Origin of the sequence: Mesorhizobium sp. (assembly GCF_041661565.1) — a bacterium.
Lineage (GTDB): Bacteria > Pseudomonadota > Alphaproteobacteria > Rhizobiales > Rhizobiaceae > Mesorhizobium.
The window spans coordinates 1-18,277 of record NZ_JBAZUD010000107.1 but is presented as its reverse complement, the minus strand read 5'-3'; the positions used below and the strand labels follow the sequence as shown (position 1 = coordinate 18,277).

The following is an 18,277-nucleotide window of genomic DNA, read 5'->3' as shown; positions in this document are numbered from 1 at the left end:
ATGAGCTGGAAGTCTATACGACTAGGCCGGACACGATCTTCGGCGCTTCCTTCATGGCGATCGCCGCCGACCATCCGCTGGCCAGAAAGGCCGCCGAGAGCAATCCGACGCTGGCGAAGTTCATCGATGAGGTCCGCCACATGGGCACTTCGGTGGCGGCGCTGGAGACTGCCGAGAAGAAGGGTTTCGACACCGGTATCCGGGTCGTCCATCCGTTCGACGACAGCTGGACGCTGCCGGTCTATGTCGCCAATTTCGTGCTGATGGAATACGGCACCGGCGCCATCTTCGGCTGCCCGGCGCACGACCAGCGCGACCTCGACTTCGCCAACAAATACGGCCTGCCGGTCGTGCCGGTGGTGATGCCCGAGGGCGGCAACCCGACGACCTTCCAGGTCATCGACGAAGCCTTTGTGGATGACGGCGCGATGATCAATTCGCGCTTCCTCGACGGCATGAAGCCGGAGCAGGCGTTCGACGAAGTGGCGACGCTGCTGGAGCAGAAGACGATCGGCAACCGGCCGATGGCCGAGCGCAAGGTCAATTTCCGCCTGCGCGACTGGGGCATTTCTCGTCAGCGCTACTGGGGCTGCCCGATCCCGATGATCCATTGCGAGCATTGCGGCGTGGTGCCGGTGCCGAAGGCCGACCTGCCGGTCAAACTGCCCGACGATGTCGATTTCGACCGGCCCGGCAACCCGCTCGACCGCCATCCGACATGGCGGCATGTAAAGTGTCCGCAATGCGGTGGGGATGCGCGGCGCGAAACCGACACGATGGACACGTTCGTCGATTCGTCCTGGTATTTCGCCCGCTTCACCGCGCCCTGGGCACATGAGCCGACCGATCCGAAGGCCGCCAATGAATGGCTGCCGGTCGACCAGTATATTGGCGGTATCGAGCATGCGATCCTGCACCTGCTCTATTCGCGCTTCTTCACCCGCGCCATGCGCGAGACCGGCCATGTCGACCTGGCCGAGCCGTTCAGGGGCCTGTTCACACAGGGCATGGTCGTGCACGAAACCTATCGTCTGGGTACGGCATCGAATGGCCGCTGGCTGGCGCCGACCGAAGTGAAGTTCGAGGACGCCGACGGCAAGCGTCGAGCCATCGAGATCGCTACCGGCGAGACCGTGACCATCGGCCCGCTCGAAAAGATGTCGAAGTCGAAGAAGAACACGGTGAGCCCGGAAGACATCACCGACGGTTACGGCGCCGATACGGCGCGGTGGTTCATGCTGTCGGATTCGCCACCCGAGCGCGATGTCGAGTGGACCGACGATGGCGCCGCCGGCGCGCATCGTTTCATCCAGCGCGTCTGGCGTCTGGTGTCGATGGGGGCCGAGACGCTGGCCGATGTCAGGCCCGCGGCGGCTGGTAGCGGAGAAGCCGCGACGGTTTCCAAGGCGGCGCACAAGATCCTGAAGGCGGTCGGCGAGGACATTGAAAAGCTCGCCTTCAACCGCGCCATCGCCCGGATCTATGAACTGGCCAACGCGCTGACCACGCCGCTCAGCGATGTCGGGGAAGGCAAGGCCGATCCGGCGCTGAAAGGCGCCTGCCGCGAGGCCGTCGAGATCCTCGTGCATCTGATCGCGCCGGTAATGCCGCATCTGGCCGAGGAGTGCTGGGAAACGCTTGGCGGCACCGATCTGGTGGCCGAACGGCCCTGGCCGATCTTCGATCCGGCACTGGTTGTCGACAACGAAGTCACCTATCCGGTGCAGGTCAACGGCAAGAAGCGCGGTGATTTGACAATTGCCCGCGACGCTGACCAAGGTGCGGTCGAAAAAGCGGTATTGGCTCTCGACTTCGTGCAGAAAGCGCTCGAAGGTAAGGCACCGCGCAAGGTGATCATCGTGCCGCAGAGGATCGTCAATGTCGTTGCCTGATCCGAAGAAGACAGACGCTGGCCGTGTGCTGCGCCGCATCGCGGTTGCCGGCATGATCGGCGCGCTTGCGCTGGTCTCGGCCTGCACCGTGCGGCCGCTCTATTCGAACGCGCCGCTGTCGCCGGGCTCGCGCACCAGCGCCAATTCCGAATTGGCGTCGATCGGCATCAAGCCGGTCAAGTCGCGTTACGCCCAGCAGGTGCGAAACAATCTGATCTTCGGCTTCGGGCGCGGTGCCGGCGAACCGGCTTCGCCCGTCTACTCGCTCGATCTCGGCGTCACCGAGTCTGTCGAATCCGCGGTCCTTGTCCAGGTCGGGACCGATGAGGACGAGCCGACCGCCGGTTCCGTGACGTTGACCGCGGCCTACAGGCTGACCGACGCGAAGACCGGCGTGGTGATCTCGTCCGGCAGGCGCTCGGTCACCTCATCTTTCGACAGGCCGCGCCAGGAATTCGCCTCGTATCGAGCGCAGATCGACGCCGAGAACCGGGCCGCGCGAGAGCTTGCCGAAGCGCTGCAACTGTCGATCGCCCAGGATCTGGTCAGGCTCGGCAACTCGGCGGGCTGACCCAGCAATCCAGGGCCTTCGCTCCCCGGCGCCGCCGATAGTTTCGCTCGTCAATCGGCCGGCACCGTATCGCTCGCGAACGATGTGGCCCGGCCCAGGGTGGCCAGGGTCTTCCTGACGCGCTGGAGATGCGCCTGGCGCTCCGCTGCCGAAACGCTGTCCATCCGGTAGAGCGCCAGGAACCGCGTCGAGCAGAACGGATGGCATACGGAGCGAAAGCCGCGCAGCAGCGTGCGGCGTCCCGGCTGGCCCATGATCCACGACATCAGCGGCGTTGCCCCGCAGGTGGTCATCACCAGCACCTTGCGGATGTGCCGCAGTTTCGGCCGCGGCCCGCGCTCGGCTGTCGGCATTTCGAATGCGAAGCCCGGCACCAGCACCCGCTCCAGCCAGCCCTTGAGCATCGCCGGCAGTCCATACCACCATGTCGGGTAGATGAAGACCACGGCCTGCGCCCAGAGCAGTTCGCGGGCCCGATCGTGCACCGGCTCCAGATTGGCCTCGTTGTCGCCGTAACGGCGCCATTCGTCGCCATGCATCACCGGATCGAAGCCCATTGCATAAAGGTCGAGGAGATGCACTTCGTGGCCGTTTTCGGCCAGCGTCTCCAGCGCGGTGTCGCGCACCGCGGCATTGAAACTGTCTGCGCAGGGATGGCAAAAAACGACGAGGACTCTCATTGCGCACTCAAGCTGGCTGACCGGCGATCGTATCGCGCGGGCTGTGGTGATCTTCCACGGCGGTGGCCGTGTCGAAATATTCGCGCCACGACAGGATGCGTCCATCGCTGTCGAGGTCGATGAGGATGGCATCCTCGGTCAGGCTGCGGGCGCCGTCGCGCAGCCGCGTCACCGCCCACAGCCATTCCAGCGCCACGCGCCGTCCGTCGGCCGAGGAAAAGACCGTCGTGACGGTGACGTCGAGGTCGCCATAGTCGCGACAGAAACCGGCGATCGTGGTGGCCAGGGCGGCGCGCGGCACCCGGTTGCCGGGAGCGGTCAGCACGCCGTCGGGATGCCAATCGTCTGCGGCGGACATGAAATCGCCCGACTTCCACGCCGCCGCCTGGCGCTCAAGCATGGCCAGCGTGGCGGCATCGCAATCGACCCTTGCGTCAGGGGCCAGAATGGTCACAGCACTTTTCCTCCCAATCCGTAAAGCATCCGGCCCGCTATGGCCCCGGCCAGCAGGGCGAAGCAGATCCCGATTGCCAGCCACTCCGCAGCCGACAGTTTCTCGCGTGAGGGGTGCAGGCTGGTGCGGTCGGCCGAGCCGCTGAATGCCTTGGCCTGCAGGGCGATTTCCATGAGCTGCGCCTTGGTCAGGCAGATCATGATCAGGGGCACCAGCATGCGGCCAAGAGCGATGAGCTTGCGAACCATGCCGACATCGTCGATGTCGATGCCGCGCAGCCTTTGCGCCTCCTTGATGCCTTCCAGTTCCTGGAAAAGCAGCGGCACGAAACGGAAGGTGGTCGAGAACAGGAAGGCGACGCGGTAGGGGACGCCGATGCGGACGAGGCCGAGCACGATGTCGTTGGGCTCGCTGGTCATGAACACCAGCTGGAAGGCGAGCATCGGAATGAGGACGCGGCAGCACACGACGAGGCCGAACAGCAGCCCCTCGACGTAGAAGATGTGCAGCGAGCCGAGCACCGGCACGCCGTCGGGCACGGTAAACACCGGCGTCCTGCCAAAGGGGCTCCACAGGCCTTGGATCACGGTGATCAGCACCAGCGCCGGCAGCACGATGAGAACCAGCTTGCGGATGGTTGTGGCCGTCACGCCGGCCGAGAGCATCAGGCCGAGGACAATGGCAAGGAAAGCCGCCTGCAGGAGGATGCTGTTCCAGACGAAGATCACCGAGCTCGACAGCAAAAGCAGCGCGAACTTGACCCGCATGTCGGCCCGCGCCACCGTGGTTTCGGCGGGCAGGCGCTGAAGCGCGTAACTGACCATCTAGGCGACCTCCCGCCGGGCGTCGAGCATGGCGGCCAGATCGTCGGGGCCCAGCGGCCGGGCGGTGCTGAGCCCGGGAACCTGTTCGGCGAAGCGCACGGTCTGCGGCGGCACCAGGCCCGCCGATGCCATGGCCGGCCCGTCGTGGAAAACGTCGCGCAGGCTGCCCTCGCGCACGATCCTGCCGCCATTCATCACGACGATGCGGCCTACATAGCCGGGCAGGAGATAGAGATGGTGGGTGATCAGCACCACCGTCTTGCCCTTCTGATTCAACGCCCGCAGCATGTCCAGGATGGCAAGCGAACCGCGCCAGTCCTGGCCGGTGGTCGGCTCGTCGAAGATCAGGATCGGCGGCTGGAGCGCCAGCACGGCGGCGATGACGACGCGCAGCCGGTCGCCACGGCTGAGCGCCATCGGATGGTGGCCCGCCGCCCAGGTCAAATCCATGTCGGCCAGTGAACGCGCCACGGTCGCGTCGATCTCGGCCTGCGGCTTGCGCATCATCGACAGCGCGAAGCCGACCTCCTTGGCGACGGTGTCGCAAAACAGCTGGGCATGGGCGTTCTGCGAGACGTAGCCGATGCGTCGCGCCAGATCGCTGATCTTGAGACCCGCAATGTCCTCGCCCGCGACCAGCACGGCACCGGAGGTCGGCGACAGGAGGCCAAGGAAATGCCGCACCAATGTCGACTTGCCGCTGCCGTTGCGGCCGACGATGCCAAGGAACTCGCCCGGCGCCACGGTGAGGTCGATGCCGAGCAGTGCGTGCGTCCCGTCGGGATAGACATGCGTCAGGCCCTCGACGGTCAGCGCCGATCCTATCGAATTGTCCCGCTGCGTGCTGCCGGGAACAGCAGGCAAGGAGAATGGGAGCGGGTTGGCGGCGATCGCCTGTTCGGCGGCGGCCAGCGTCACCGGCAGCGCGAACGGCTTGCGGATGTGCGCCGCGCGCGCCAGCGCCTCGAAGCTGCGCACGATATCCGGCGGACGCACCCGATGTTCGGCCAGCAGGCGCGTCTCCGCAAAAACCTTCGCCGGCGGTCCTTCGGCCACGACCTTGCCGTCGGAGACGAGCAGTATGCGGTCGGCGATCTCGGCCAGTTCCTCGCTGGCATGGCTGGTGACGATTACGGTCAGGCCATTGTCGCGATTGAGCCGCCGGAGGATGGCGAACACCTCGCTTGCCGCGACCGGGTCGAGCTGCGAGGTCGGCTCGTCGAGCACGATGATGTCCGAGGACAGCGCCAGGGCGGCGGCGATCGAAAGCCGCTGCTTCTGGCCGCCCGAGAGGTTCGCGGGATGGCGGGCCTCCTGCCCGGAGAGGCCGACCTCGCCCAGCGCTTCGCGGACACGAACCGCCATTTGCGGCGTCGGCACTTTCAGGTTTTCCAGAGCGAAGGCGACCTCGCTCTCGACCGTGGTGGCGGTGATCTGCGTTTCGGGATCCTCGAACACCATGCCGACGAGCTTCGCCAGCCGGCTGGTCGGCGTGTCGATGGCGTCGAGGCCGTCGATATGCACGCTGCCGAAGAATTCGCCGCCGAAGAATTGCGGCACGATGCCGTTGAGCGCCAGGCACAATGTCGTCTTGCCGGCGCCGGTCGGGCCGATGATGCCGACGATCTCGCCACGGTTGATGGTCAGGCTGATGGCGTCCAGCGCCGGACGTCCGGCGCCGGGATAGCGATATGTGACGCCCTCGAAGAGGATGAGCGGGCCGGCGGCCCGTTCTTCCTCTTTTTCCGCGCTGGCCAGCGGCATCAGTAGCCCGCCATCTTCGCCTTTGCGATCGGCGAGCGCCGAATGGCGGCAACCAGCGCGAACGCGACAACCGCGCCGACGGCGGTGAACACGACACGCTCGAGCAGGATGATGACCACCAGCGGAGGCCACACCTCGGCAGGCCACGGGTTGGTGGCGAAGGAGGGCACCCAGTTGAGCTGTATGCCCGCCGTCGAGCCGAAGAAGAACACGACGAAGTAGGCGCAATAGAGCCACAGGCTGGGCGAACCGCCGCGGATCTGGGCGATCGCCCAGTTGCGGATCTGAGGAATGGCAATGAGGATCAGCGCGACATCAACGGTGAAGACGTTGCTGAGCCAGAGCCAGAAACCGATGCCGAACGCCAGCGCCTGGTAGAGGTAGAACAGATTGGCGGCCAGGGTGATGAGCCATGGCACGTACCACATCGAGCGGTTCGGATACATGACCATGCCGACGGTGAAGGCGCTCATGGCGCCCATCAACGGGCTCCAGGGACCGAGATTGGTGTAGGGGGCGATGACGTTGCCGACCAGAATGCCGATCACCGAAGCGATCGGGCCGGCAATCGGTCCGAGCAGGAGGCCAAGCAGCGGATGGATGACATCATGCAACGGCCAGCCGCCGCCCATGCCGCCGACCACGATCGATGCCGGGATGAACGCCAGCACTGCGACCAGCGCCGCCATGATGGCCGTGTAGGAAACAGGCGCGCCTCCGATGGAGACGCCGCCCGTGGTGGCGAGACTGCGTGGTTGCGGTGCTTCGGCTGTCATGATGTTCCCCTTTTGTGAGCAGCATTTTTGCTGATTGTGTTCCCAGGGGCATGTTAGCGGAAACGACGCTGCTTCAAAGCATCAAAGAGAGTGCGTGGCGTTGCCTAAAAGGCAACGCCACCATTATGCGCTTTCCTGGCTGGCGATGAGGCTGCTCAGCCTCTCGACGAGATGGCTGGGCAATGGCGCCAAGCGCCCGCGCGCGCGATGCACGACGCTGAGCGTCTGCGTGAAGCGGGACAATTCTGCGATCGGAATGAAGATCGCTTCGCCCGAAAGATGGCTGTGCAGCACGTCGATGCGGTTGAGGATGGCGATGCCCTGGTCGAGAAGGGCGAAATGCTTGAGCAGTTCGAAGCTGTTCGATTCCAGCACCGGTTCCAGCGACAGGCCCGCCGAGGCGCACGCATGGTCGAACCGGTCGCGCAGCATGACCCCCGGCTGCGGCATGATCAGCGGGAAACGCCTGAGGTCGCCGAGGTGCAGCAAGGCTTTCGAAGCCAGTTCATGGTCGGGAAGCAGGAACGCGCCGCAGCCGCTCGCCATGGATGCGGCGACGGTAAGGTTTGGAGTATCGGGCAGGTCGAAGGCAAAGCCCAGGTCGATCTCGCCGGCGGCGACCTGCAAGGCGATCTCCTCGGAGGGCAGCACACTGACGGAGAAGCGCGTGAAGGGTCGTTCGCGGCGATAGTCGGCCAACGCGTAGGAGAGCATGTCGCTGGCCAGTCCGCCAACGGTGGCGATCGAGGCGCTGGCGAAACGCGCATCCTTCAGCGTTTCTATCCGTTCGATGGCCTTGCGGTGGTGCTTGAGCGTGTCCCGGGCATGGGCGATCAGCACCTCGCCGGCGGCCGTGGGACGCATCTGGCCGGGCAAACGCTCGAAAAGCGGCGTTCCCAGCTGCTGTTCCAGGGCGATGATCTGCCGGTTGATCGCCGAAGCCGCGACATTGAGGGTGATGGCGGCCTTGCGTATGGATCCGCAGCGGGCGACCTCGTCAAGGTAGCGAAGCAAGCGAGAGTGGATCAACACGCCTCCCGGGCGTTGGCACCGAGTCGATTTATTCCGTGTCGATACCCTAGCCAACCGGCACTCGATGGCAACGGGGCAAGGCTAGAATGGTCGGAAGATGGAATTCCGGCGCGCCGGGCCGCAATAAAAAAGGCCGTTGCCGGCCCTTTTTATCGGAAATCAGATGGCCTCAGCCGATGGTCTGGCCGGTCTTTGCCCAGTCGGCGAGGAACTGTTCGAGGCCCTTGTCGGTCAGCGGATGCTTGACCAGCGCCTTCAGCGTTGCCGGCGGCGCGGTGACGACGTCGGCGCCGATCAGGGCGGCTTGCTTGACATGGTTCACGGTGCGGACCGAAGCCACGAGAATCTCGGTCTGGTAATCGTAATTGTCGTAGATCTGCCGGATTTCCTGGATCAGCTCCATGCCGTCGAGGCCGATGTCATCGATGCGCCCGACGAAGGGCGAGATGAACGAGGCGCCGGCCTTTGCGGCAAGCAGGGCCTGGTTGGCCGAGAAGCACAGCGTCACGTTGACCAGGCGGTTCATCTCTGTGCGGATCGTCTTGCAGGCCTTGAGGCCATCCAGCGTCAGCGGCACCTTGATGCAGACATTGTCGGCGATCTTGGCGAGAACCTTGGCCTGCTGCATCATCTCGGAGTATTCGGTGGCGGTGACTTCGGCCGAAACCGGGCCCTTGACGATGTCGCAGATCTGCTTGGTGACCTCGGCGATCTTGCCGCCGGATTTCAGGATCAGTGAGGGGTTGGTGGTGACCCCGTCGAGCAGGCCCAGATCGTTGAGCTCACGGATATCCTTGACGTCGGCGGTGTCGACAAAAAATTTCATGGCGGTCTCCTGACGATTTCGTCGTGCCGGCGGGGCACGTTCAGCGTTGCCCTTTGATCTAGACCAAAGTCGGGGCAAGGTCACGTCTCATGATCGAAGATTCGCCCTTTGTCTCGGCCGCGCCCGTGCTGGTGCCGATGCCGGCCGAACGCCCCTACACCTATGCCGTGCCCGCCGGCATGCGCGTGGTGCCGGGTTCGATCGTGCGCGTGCCGCTTGGCCCGCGGCAGGTTGCCGGCATCGTCTGGGACGGCGCCATCGAGACCATCGACGCCAGGAAGCTGCGCCCGATCGAACAGGTCTTCGACTGCCCGCCGATCGATCGCGCCATGCGACGCTTCGTCGACTGGGTGGCGCAGTACACGCTATCGCCGCCGGGCATGGTGGCGCGCATGCTGCTTCGCGCCCCGGAAGCGTTCGATCCCGAGCCCTGGATCGAGGGCTTGCAACGCCGTCCGATCGTGCCCGACCGGATGACGCCGGCGCGGATGCGCGTGCTGGAAGCGGCCGAAGGCGGTTTGGCCTGGACAAGGTCCGGCCTGGCGCACGCGGCCGGCGTGTCGTCGACGGTAATCGAGGGCCTGAGGGCGCAAGGCGTGTTCGAGACGGTGATGATCCCGCCACGCCCGGTGGTGGCCGCGCCCGATCCTGACTATTCCGTGCCGGAGCTGATGCCCGACCAGGCCGACGCGGCGCTGATGCTGCGCGCCAATGTCGCGGCCGGTGTCTTCAATGTCGCGCTGCTCGACGGCGTCACCGGATCGGGAAAGACCGAGGTCTATTTCGAGGCGGTGGCAGCCGCGCTGGAGCAGGGCAAGCAGGTGCTGATCCTGCTGCCGGAGATCGCGCTTACGCATGCCTTCCTCGAACGCTTCCAGCAGCGCTTCGGCGCCAAGCCAGGCGAATGGCACTCGGACCTGCCGCCGAGAATGCGCGAACGGGTCTGGCGGCAGGTGGCGGAAGGCGGCGTGCGGGTCGTTGCCGGTGCGCGCTCGGCTCTGTTCCTGCCGTTCAAGGAGCTAGGCCTGATCGTCGTCGACGAGGAGCACGACCCCGCCTACAAGCAGGAGGACCGGGTCTTCTACAATGCGCGCGACATGGCGGTTGTACGCGGCCATATCGGCGCCTTTCCGGTCGTGCTGGCCTCGGCGACGCCGTCGGTGGAGAGCCGGGTCAATGCGAGCCAGGGCAAATACAGCAGGGCCGTCCTTTCGGCCCGTTTCGCCGAGGCCGCACTGCCGCAGCTGAAGTCGATCGACATGCGCCGGGCGCCGCCGGCGCGCGGCGGCTTCCTGTCGCCGGTGCTGCTCGACCATATGCGCCAGACGCTGGAGCGGAAGGAGCAATCGCTGCTGTTCCTCAACCGGCGCGGATACGCGCCGCTGACGTTGTGCCGCGTCTGCGGCCATCGCTTCGGCTGCCCGGTGTGCTCGGCCTGGCTGGTCGAGCATCGCTTCCGCGGCCAGCTGGTGTGCCATCATTGCGGGCACAATGAGCGCCGCCCGGAAGCCTGCCCGGAATGCGGCACGCTCGATCATCTGGTCGCTTGCGGGCCAGGCGTCGAGCGAATCGCCGAGGAGGTCATCGCGCATTTCCCGGACGCGCGCACCATCGTGCTGTCGTCCGACATCATGGGCGGCGTGCGGCGGCTCAGACTGGAGCTGGAGGCGATCGCCGATGGCGAGGCCGACATCGTCATCGGCACGCAGTTGGTCGCCAAGGGGCACAACTTTCCCAACATGACGCTGGTCGGGGTCGTCGACGCCGACCTCGGCCTTGCCAATGGCGATCCGCGCGCCGCCGAGCGCACCTTCCAGCTGCTCAGCCAGGTAACCGGCCGCGCCGGCCGCACCGGCAAGAAGAGCCTTGGCCTGCTGCAGACTTTCCAGCCCGATCACCCGGTGATGCGGGCGATCGTCTCCGGCGACGCCGAGGCGTTTTACGAGCGCGAGATCGCCGAGCGCGAACGGGCGGCCTTGCCGCCCTTCGGCCGGCTGGCCGGCGTCATCGTCAGCGCGGTGACGCGGGCCGAGGCCGAAGGCCATGCGCGCGGCCTGCGCCGCGCCGCGCCGGAAGTGTCGGACCTGTTCGTGCTCGGCCCGGCCGAGGCGCCGCTATCCCTGCTCGGCGGCCGCCACCGCTTTCGCCTGCTGATCCAGGGCGAGAAACGCGCCGACATGCAAGGCTTCATCCGAGCCATGCTGACCAACGGACCGAAGCAGCGCGGCTCGGTCAGGGTGCAGGTGGATATCGATCCGCAGAGCTTTTTGTGAGGTTGAACGGTTAGGCTGCCGAGCCATCCTCGGTGAACGGGTTCAGGTAAGGCACATCGAGAGCGGCAAAATGCCGGACGTTGGCCGTCAGCACGGACAGATTGTGCAAACGAGCAGTCGCTGCGATCAGGACATCTGCCAAGCCCGGGCTAAAGCCACGCGCGATGGTGGCATCCTCCAGCCGTCCGGCTTCCCGCGCGACAGCTGCATCGACTGGGATGATGCGTTGGTCGAACTCGACGACCAGGCTTTCGAACCAGAGACTGAGGCGTTCAGCCTTTGCAAGTCCGCCGGATCGCGTCAGTTTCGCAATGCCTCGTTCCACCTCCAGAACAACGATCGACGACATATGCCAAGTGCCGCGTTCCCGCTGCTCGGTAACCCATTTCTGAACGTGGGAGGGGAGCGGGGTGCGGTCGGGTGCGAAGGCCGAGAGAAAAGATGTATCAAGCAGGTAGCCGCTCAAAATTCGACGTCCCTCGACGGCGATTCGTTACGCTCAAGCTCGATGCCGCCGGGGTACTGGAGCAGGAAGTCGACGAATTTCTTTTGACTGCTCTGAGGATAAAGCTTCCGTCCCTCATCAATCGGCACGATCATGGCAGTGGGTTTGCCATGCTTCGTGATGATAGTTGGCTCGCCGTTTTCGGCGGCTTCGACGAGCGCCGAGAACCCCGCCTTGGCTTCTCGAACCTGCATGGTTTTCACAACGACGCTCCTTGTGGTCTCATGTAGTCATAATATAGGGATTGCACGGACAAAGGAACAGCCAATCATGAAAACCCTTGGCTTGCTCGGCGGCATGAGCTGGGAATCGACCGCCATCTACTACCGCCTTCTCAACGAGATGGTGCGCGATCGCCTGGGCGGGCTGCATTCGGCGAAACTGCTGCTGTGGTCGTTCGACTTCGCCGAGATCGCCGAGCGGCAGCATCACGGCGACTGGCATGGCGCCGGCGTGCTTCTCGTCGAAGCGGCGCGCAAGCTCGAGGCGGGCGGGGCGGAAGGCCTGCTTTTATGCACCAACACCATGCACAAGCTGGCCGACCATGTGCAAGCGTCGGTGTCGATCCCGCTGATTCACATCGCCGACGCCACGGCGGTGGCGGTGAAGCGTGCCGGCATGCGGCGCCCGGCGCTGCTGGCGACGCGCTTCACCATGGAGCAGGATTTCTACAAGGGCAGGCTCGCCGACAAGCACGGTCTGCATGCGGTGGTGCCCGATTCGTCGGGGCGCGACATGGTTCATCGTGTCATCTATGAGGAACTGTGCCAGGGCATCGTCACCGACGCCTCGAAGGCCGCCTACATCGCCGAGGCCGAGCGCCTGCGCCGCGAAGACGGGGCAGACAGCATCATCATGGGCTGCACCGAGATCACCATGCTCATCGGCCAGCGGGACTTCGACATCCCGGTCTTCGACACGACGCGGATCCATGCCGAGGCTGCGGTGGAATTCGCTCTCAGCTGACCGGCCGCAGCCGAAATCGCGAGCGCCGCTCTGGCGCATGTCCCTGCCTTCGCTAGTATGCCAGCAACTTCAAGCCGGGCATTTCGAGGGACAGTATGGATTTTGCGTTTCCATGGCCGATGAGCCAGGGCGAATGGCTGGCATGGTCGAGCGCCGTCTTCACCGTGCTGCTCGGCCTTCTGTTCTTCCTGGCGCCCGCATTGGCTTTCCGCGTCCTGCGCTTGCAGGCCAGGCCGGAGAAGGCGGCGGCGATCGCCGAGGGTCGTGGCAGGATGTCGGGATTCTATCTCGGCGTCGGCCTGTGCTGCATCCTGCTGGCGCAGCCCCTGGTCTATATGGCGCTCGGCTTCTCCTGGCTGTTCACCGCCTTTGGCCGCCTGCTGTCGATGATGTCGGACGGCGCCAACACACCTTTCAATTGGGTTTCCATTATGGTGGAATTGGTGCTGGCGGCGTTGCCGCTCGCCTTCGCGTTCGGGTTTGTCCTATGAATCCAAGCGTATTCCTGCGTGTGGGGCGCGAGTCTTTCGCCGGATGCGACAATAGTGCCTGAAAAGCATGCGGAACGACGCATTGCGGTCTTAAAATGCCTGTGCTAGACGGCAATCGACTTTCGGCCGGGGATAGCGGAAGCCGCGCCTCCGTGCTTGGAAAAATGCAGTAAGGTCAAAGATTTAGCCAGAGTTTTCGCTCGCGCAAACAATCCGAGACCTGTCAGACAAGAGAAAAGACGGTCCGTGGCTCAATCGTCATCGCCAATCTCGGGTGTCGCAGAACGCTACGCGGGTTCGCTGTTCGAACTCGCGCAGCAGGCCAATTCCGTGGCCAAGGTCGAAGCCGACCTCAACAGTTTCGAGGCGATGCTCGCCAGCAGCGCGGACCTGACCCGGCTGATCAACAGCCCGGTATTCTCCAGCGAGGACCAGGCCAAGGCCATCGCGGCGATCGCCGACAAGGCCGGGATCGCCGGCCTGACCGGCAATTTCCTGCGCGTCGTGGCGCGCAATCGCCGTCTGTTCGCCATGCCGGGCATGATCAGGGCATTCCGTCAGATCGCCGCCGAACATCGTGGCGAGGCCGCCGCCGACGTCACCTCGGCACACGAGCTGACCCCGGCCCAGCAGACCGAACTCAAGGCGGCGCTGAAGAGCGTTGCCGGCAAGGACGTGACCATCTCCGTCACCGTCGATCCGTCGCTGCTCGGCGGGCTGGTGGTCAAGATGGGCTCGCGCCAGATCGACACGTCGCTTAAAACCAAACTCAATTCGCTCAAGCTTGCACTGAAAGAGGTCGGCTGATGGACATCCGCGCCGCGGAAATTTCCGCAATTCTGAAAGACCAGATCAAGAATTTCGGCAAGGAGGCCGAGGTCTCCGAAGTCGGACAGGTTCTGTCCGTCGGTGACGGTATCGCCCGCGTCTACGGCCTCGACAATGTCCAGGCTGGCGAGATGGTCGAATTCCCTGGCGGCATCCGCGGCATGGCGCTGAACCTCGAAGCCGACAATGTCGGCGTCGTCATCTTCGGCGCCGACCGGGACATCAAGGAAGGCGACATCGTCAAGCGCACCGGCGCCATCGTTGACGTTCCCGTCGGTCCGGGCCTGCTCGGCCGCGTCGTCGACGCGCTCGGCAATCCTATCGACGGCAAGGGCCCGATCCAGGCGACCGAACGCAAGCGCGTCGACGTCAAGGCGCCCGGCATCATCCCGCGCAAGTCGGTGAACGAGCCGATGTCGACCGGCCTCAAGGCCATCGACGCGCTGATCCCGGTCGGCCGCGGCCAGCGCGAGCTGGTCATCGGCGATCGCCAGACCGGCAAGACCGCCATCATCCTCGACACGATGCTCAACCAGAAGTCGGTGCACGACAACGGCCCCGAGAAGGAAAAGCTCTACTGCGTCTACGTCGCCGTCGGCCAGAAGCGCTCGACCGTGGCGCAGTTCGTCAAGGTTCTGGAAGAACGCGGCGCGCTCGAATATTCGATCATCGTCGCCGCCACCGCTTCCGATCCGGCGCCGATGCAGTTCCTGGCGCCGTTCGCCGGCTGCACCATGGGTGAGTATTTCCGCGACAACGGCATGCACGCGCTGATCAGCTACGACGATCTGTCGAAGCAGGCCGTCGCCTATCGCCAGATGTCGCTGCTGCTGCGCCGCCCGCCGGGCCGCGAAGCCTATCCGGGCGACGTCTTCTACCTGCACTCGCGCCTGCTCGAGCGCGCCGCTAAGCTCAACGACGATCTGGGCGGTGGGTCGCTGACCGCTCTGCCGATCATCGAGACGCAGGCCAACGACGTGTCGGCCTATATCCCGACCAACGTGATCTCGATCACTGACGGCCAGATCTTCCTCGAGACCAACCTGTTCTTCCAGGGCATTCGCCCGGCGGTGAACGTCGGCCTGTCGGTTAGCCGTGTCGGATCGGCCGCGCAGATCAAGGCGATGAAGCAGGTTGCCGGCTCGATCAAGGGCGAGCTCGCGCAGTACCGCGAAATGGCGGCCTTCGCGCAGTTCGGCTCCGACCTCGACGCCGCCACGCAGCGCCTGCTCAACCGCGGCTCGCGCCTGACCGAATTGCTCAAGCAGCCGCAGTTCTCGCCGCTGAAGACCGAAGAGCAGGTCGCGGTGATCTTCGCCGGCGTCAACGGCTATCTCGACAAGCTTCCGGTCAACCAGGTCGGCAAGTTCGAGCAAGGCCTGCTCAGCCACATGCGCGCAGCCGGCAAGGACGTTCTGGACGCCATCCGCAAGGAAAAGGCGCTGTCGGACGATCTGCGCGGCAAGCTGAAGGCCGAGATCGACGCTTTCGCCAAGACCTTCGCCTGAGCGAAGCGACAAGACGGGATCAGGTTTGAAGCATGCCTTCATTAAAAGACCTTCGTAACCGTATCGCCTCGGTCAAGGCGACGCAGAAGATCACCAAGGCGATGCAGATGGTCGCCGCGGCGAAGCTGCGCCGTGCGCAGGAGGCCGCGGAAGCGGCGCGCCCCTATTCGGAGCGCATGGGTTCCGTGCTGGCCAACATCACCCAGGCAATCGGCGGCGGCGGCGATGCCCCGGCGCTGATGACCGGCACCGGCAAGGACAATGTCCATCTGCTCGTCGTCTGCACCGCCGAGCGCGGCCTGTGCGGCGGCTTCAACTCGCAGATCGCCCGCCTTGCCCGCGACCATATCCGCAGGCTGCTGGCCGACGGCAAGCAGGTCAAGATCATCTGCGTCGGCAAGAAGGGTTTCGACATCCTGCGCCGCGACTACGCATCGCTGATCATCGACCGCGTCGACCTGCGCGAGGTCAAGACGCTCGGCTTCGTCAATGCCGACGCGATTGCCCGCAAGGTCATCGCCCTCTTCAACGAGGGCGGCTTCGACATCTGCACGCTGTTCTATTCGCAGTTCAAGTCGGTGATCAGCCAGATCCCGACGGCGCAGCAGATCATACCGGCCGGCATCGCTTCGGCGCCGGCGGAAGCAGTCGCCGGCGGCAGTGCGGTCTATGAATATGAGCCGGAGCCGGGCGAGATCCTCTCCGACCTCATTCCGCGCAACATCTCGGTGCAGGTTTTCCGGGCGCTGCTCGAAAACGCGGCCGGCGAGATGGGCGCCAAGATGAGCGCCATGGACAATGCGACGCGCAATGCCGGCGAGATGATCAACAAGCTGTCGATCACCTACAACCGCCAGCGGCAGGCGCAGATCACCAAAGAACTGATCGAAATCATTTCGGGCGCCGAGGCGCTCTAGGCGTGGTCCGTGGGTCGATGACCCGCAGGCGGACCGCGTGGTAAACAAAGGACGAAAAAGGGTAAAGACGATGGCGAAAGCAGCGACCCCCAAGATGACGGCCCCCAAGGCGGCAGCCGTGCAGACCGCGGCCCCCGTAAAGGCGGCGGCAAAGGCTCCGGCGGCGGCCGCCAAGGCGGTTCCTGCCAAGGCGGCAGCGGCCCCGGCCAAGGCCGCTTCGGCCAGGTCATCGGCTGTTGCCACCAAGGCGACCGGTGTCGTCGGCAAGGTCCGCCAGGTCATCGGCGCCGTTGTCGACGTGCAGTTCGGCGATCATCTGCCGGCGATCCTGAACGCGCTCGAAACCACCAATGTCGGCAACCGCCTTGTGCTGGAAGTCGCCCAGCACCTGGGTGAGAACACCGTCCGCTGCATCGCCATGGACTCGACCGAGGGCCTGGTGCGCGGCCAGGAAGTGCGCGACACCGGCGCGCCGATCACCGTGCCGGTCGGCCCGGGCATGCTCGGCCGCATCATCAACGTCATCGGCGAGCCGGTCGACGAAGAGGGCCCTGTCGACGCGATCGAAATGCGTTCCATCCATCAGCCGGCTCCGACCTATGTCGAGCAGTCGACGGAAGCCCAGATCCTGATCACCGGCATCAAGGTGCTGGATCTCCTCGCACCGTACGCCAAGGGCGGCAAGATCGGCCTGTTCGGCGGCGCCGGCGTCGGCAAGACCGTGCTGATCCAGGAGCTGATCAACAACATCGCCAAGGCGCATGGTGGCTATTCGGTGTTCGCCGGCGTCGGCGAGCGCACCCGCGAAGGCAACGATCTCTATCACGAGTTCATCGAATCCGGCGTCAACAAGAAGGGCGGCGGCGAAGGCTCCAAGGCGGCACTCGTCTATGGCCAGATGAATGAGCCGCCGGGCGCGCGCGCCCGCGTCGGCCTGACCGGACTGACGGTTGCCGAGTATTTCCGCGACCAGGGCCAGGACGTGCTGTTCTTCGTCGACAACATCTTCCGCTTCACGCAGGCGGGTTCGGAAGTGTCGGCACTTCTCGGCCGTATCCCTTCGGCCGTGGGCTATCAGCCGACGCTCGCCACCGACATGGGCGCGCTGCAGGAACGCATCACCACCACCACCAAGGGGTCGATCACCTCGGTGCAGGCGATCTACGTGCCGGCCGACGATCTGACCGACCCGGCGCCGGCAACCTCCTTTGCCCACCTTGACGCGACGACGACGCTGAACCGCGCCATCGCCGAGAAGGGCATCTATCCGGCCGTCGATCCGCTGGATTCGACCTCGCGCATGCTCGACCCGCTGGTCGTCGGCGACGAGCACTACGCCGTCGCCCGCCAGGTGCAGTCGATCCTCCAGCGCTACAAGTCGCTGCAGGACATCATCGCCATCCTTGGCATGGATGAGCTTTCGGAAGAGGACAAGCAGACCGTGGCCCGCGCCCGCAAGATCGAGCGCTTCCTGTCGCAGCCCTTCTTCGTCGCCGAAGTGTTCACCGGCGCGCCTGGCAAGCTGGTCGACCTCGCCGACACCATCAAGGGCTTCAAGGGGCTCTGTAATGGCGACTACGATCACCTGCCGGAGGCTGCCTTCTACATGGTCGGCGGCATCGAGGAAGCGGTCGAGAAGGCACAGCGCCTGGCGGCTGAAGCGGCTTAATCAAGGCAATAAGGAGTAGTCAGTAGTCAGTGGTGAATAGCGGCTGGGTGAGCGGGCGGTGGCCCTCTTTCCCTACTTCCTACTCACTATTCCCTACTCACTAAATCGACATGGCTGAAGCTTTCAAATTCGAACTGGTTTCGCCGGAACGCCTGCTGGTTTCCGAGCAGGTCGAATCCGTCGTCATTCCGGGCGCCGAGGGCGAGATGACGGTGATGGCGCATCATGCGCCGGTCATGACCACGATCAAGCCGGGGGTCGTCACCTTGAAGACAGTGTCGGGGCAAGAAGAACGCTATGT

Annotated in this window: 19 protein-coding genes; 10 read left to right on the top strand and 9 right to left on the bottom strand. The window is 64.7% G+C overall.

Annotated features, from left to right (window positions below):
• Both leuS and lptE read left to right on the top strand, forming a co-directional pair.
• On the top strand, positions 1-1,892 hold a 1,892-nt coding region (gene leuS, locus WC739_RS18065; protein WP_372954393.1), incomplete at its 5' end, for a leucine--tRNA ligase.
• Positions 1,879-2,463 carry an LPS assembly lipoprotein LptE gene (lptE, locus tag WC739_RS18060; RefSeq protein ID WP_372954392.1) on the top strand — a complete coding sequence of 195 codons (585 nt, stop codon included), beginning with the start codon at positions 1,879-1,881 and terminating at the stop codon, positions 2,461-2,463. The genes leuS and lptE, both read left to right, overlap by 14 nt.
• 50 nt (positions 2,464-2,513) lie before the next feature.
• Here lptE and WC739_RS18055 read toward each other — a convergent pair whose 3' ends face one another.
• The 7 genes from WC739_RS18055 to fsa all read right to left on the bottom strand — a co-directional run bounded on the left by WC739_RS18055 (position 2,514) and on the right by fsa (position 8,819).
• Positions 2,514-3,143 carry an NAD(P)H-dependent oxidoreductase gene (locus WC739_RS18055; protein ID WP_372954391.1) on the bottom strand — a complete coding sequence of 210 codons (630 nt, stop codon included), beginning with the start codon at positions 3,141-3,143 and terminating at the stop codon, positions 2,514-2,516.
• Between the two features lie 7 nt (positions 3,144-3,150).
• Positions 3,151-3,597: a nuclear transport factor 2 family protein gene (locus WC739_RS18050; RefSeq protein ID WP_372954390.1), complete on the bottom strand. Its 447-nt coding sequence runs from the start codon at positions 3,595-3,597 to the stop codon at positions 3,151-3,153.
• The gene (locus tag WC739_RS18045; protein ID WP_372954389.1) at positions 3,594-4,421 is read right to left on the bottom strand and encodes an energy-coupling factor transporter transmembrane protein EcfT; all 828 of its coding nucleotides are present in this window, start codon (positions 4,419-4,421) and stop codon (positions 3,594-3,596) included. Before WC739_RS18045 ends, WC739_RS18050 begins: the two co-directional genes overlap by 4 nt.
• Positions 4,422-6,185, bottom strand: a complete 1,764-nt coding sequence (locus WC739_RS18040; protein WP_372954388.1) for an ABC transporter ATP-binding protein — start codon at positions 6,183-6,185, stop codon at positions 4,422-4,424. It abuts the gene before it with no gap.
• On the bottom strand, positions 6,185-6,961 hold the full coding sequence (locus WC739_RS18035; protein ID WP_372954387.1) for an ECF transporter S component: 777 nt from the start codon (positions 6,959-6,961) through the stop codon (positions 6,185-6,187). Before WC739_RS18035 ends, WC739_RS18040 begins: the two co-directional genes overlap by 1 nt.
• A gap of 123 nt (positions 6,962-7,084) precedes the next feature.
• Positions 7,085-7,975 (bottom strand): LysR family transcriptional regulator, encoded by an 891-nt coding sequence (locus WC739_RS18030; protein ID WP_372954386.1) that lies wholly within the window; start codon positions 7,973-7,975, stop codon positions 7,085-7,087.
• A gap of 187 nt (positions 7,976-8,162) precedes the next feature.
• On the bottom strand, positions 8,163-8,819 hold the full coding sequence (gene fsa / locus WC739_RS18025; protein ID WP_372954385.1) for a fructose-6-phosphate aldolase: 657 nt from the start codon (positions 8,817-8,819) through the stop codon (positions 8,163-8,165).
• 89 nt (positions 8,820-8,908) lie between these two features.
• Between fsa and WC739_RS18020 the strand changes: the two genes are divergently transcribed.
• A complete protein-coding gene (locus WC739_RS18020) occupies positions 8,909-11,092 on the top strand; it encodes a primosomal protein N' (RefSeq protein WP_372954384.1) in 2,184 nt (727 codons plus the stop codon).
• A gap of 10 nt (positions 11,093-11,102) precedes the next feature.
• On the opposite strand, the gene WC739_RS18015 is transcribed toward WC739_RS18020, so the two are convergent.
• Complete coding sequence (locus tag WC739_RS18015; protein ID WP_372954383.1) at positions 11,103-11,558, bottom strand: type II toxin-antitoxin system VapC family toxin; 456 nt, start codon at positions 11,556-11,558, stop codon at positions 11,103-11,105.
• Entirely contained in the window at positions 11,555-11,791 is a 237-nt protein-coding gene (locus WC739_RS18010) for a type II toxin-antitoxin system Phd/YefM family antitoxin (RefSeq protein WP_372954394.1), read from the bottom strand. The genes WC739_RS18015 and WC739_RS18010 overlap by 4 nt, the downstream gene beginning before the upstream one ends.
• A 76-nt stretch (positions 11,792-11,867) precedes the next feature.
• On the opposite strand from WC739_RS18010, the gene WC739_RS18005 reads away from it, so the two are divergent.
• From WC739_RS18005 to WC739_RS17975, 7 genes are all read left to right on the top strand, one after another.
• Positions 11,868-12,563 (top strand): aspartate/glutamate racemase family protein, encoded by a 696-nt coding sequence (locus WC739_RS18005; protein WP_372954382.1) that lies wholly within the window; start codon positions 11,868-11,870, stop codon positions 12,561-12,563.
• A gap of 95 nt (positions 12,564-12,658) precedes the next feature.
• A complete protein-coding gene (locus tag WC739_RS18000) occupies positions 12,659-13,054 on the top strand; it encodes a DUF4345 family protein (RefSeq protein WP_372954381.1) in 396 nt (131 codons plus the stop codon).
• A gap of 246 nt (positions 13,055-13,300) precedes the next feature.
• On the top strand, positions 13,301-13,861 hold the full coding sequence (locus WC739_RS17995; RefSeq protein WP_372954380.1) for a F0F1 ATP synthase subunit delta: 561 nt from the start codon (positions 13,301-13,303) through the stop codon (positions 13,859-13,861).
• The gene (gene atpA / locus WC739_RS17990) at positions 13,861-15,390 is read left to right on the top strand and encodes a F0F1 ATP synthase subunit alpha (protein WP_372954379.1); all 1,530 of its coding nucleotides are present in this window, start codon (positions 13,861-13,863) and stop codon (positions 15,388-15,390) included. The genes WC739_RS17995 and atpA overlap by 1 nt, the downstream gene beginning before the upstream one ends.
• Before the next feature lie 32 nt (positions 15,391-15,422).
• Positions 15,423-16,307 carry a F0F1 ATP synthase subunit gamma gene (locus WC739_RS17985; RefSeq protein WP_372954378.1) on the top strand — a complete coding sequence of 295 codons (885 nt, stop codon included), beginning with the start codon at positions 15,423-15,425 and terminating at the stop codon, positions 16,305-16,307.
• A gap of 70 nt (positions 16,308-16,377) precedes the next feature.
• A complete protein-coding gene (gene atpD / locus WC739_RS17980; protein WP_372954377.1) occupies positions 16,378-17,976 on the top strand; it encodes a F0F1 ATP synthase subunit beta in 1,599 nt (532 codons plus the stop codon).
• A 110-nt stretch (positions 17,977-18,086) separates the two neighbouring features.
• Positions 18,087-18,277: F0F1 ATP synthase subunit epsilon (locus WC739_RS17975; protein WP_372954376.1), on the top strand; the 191-nt coding region annotated here is incomplete at its 3' end.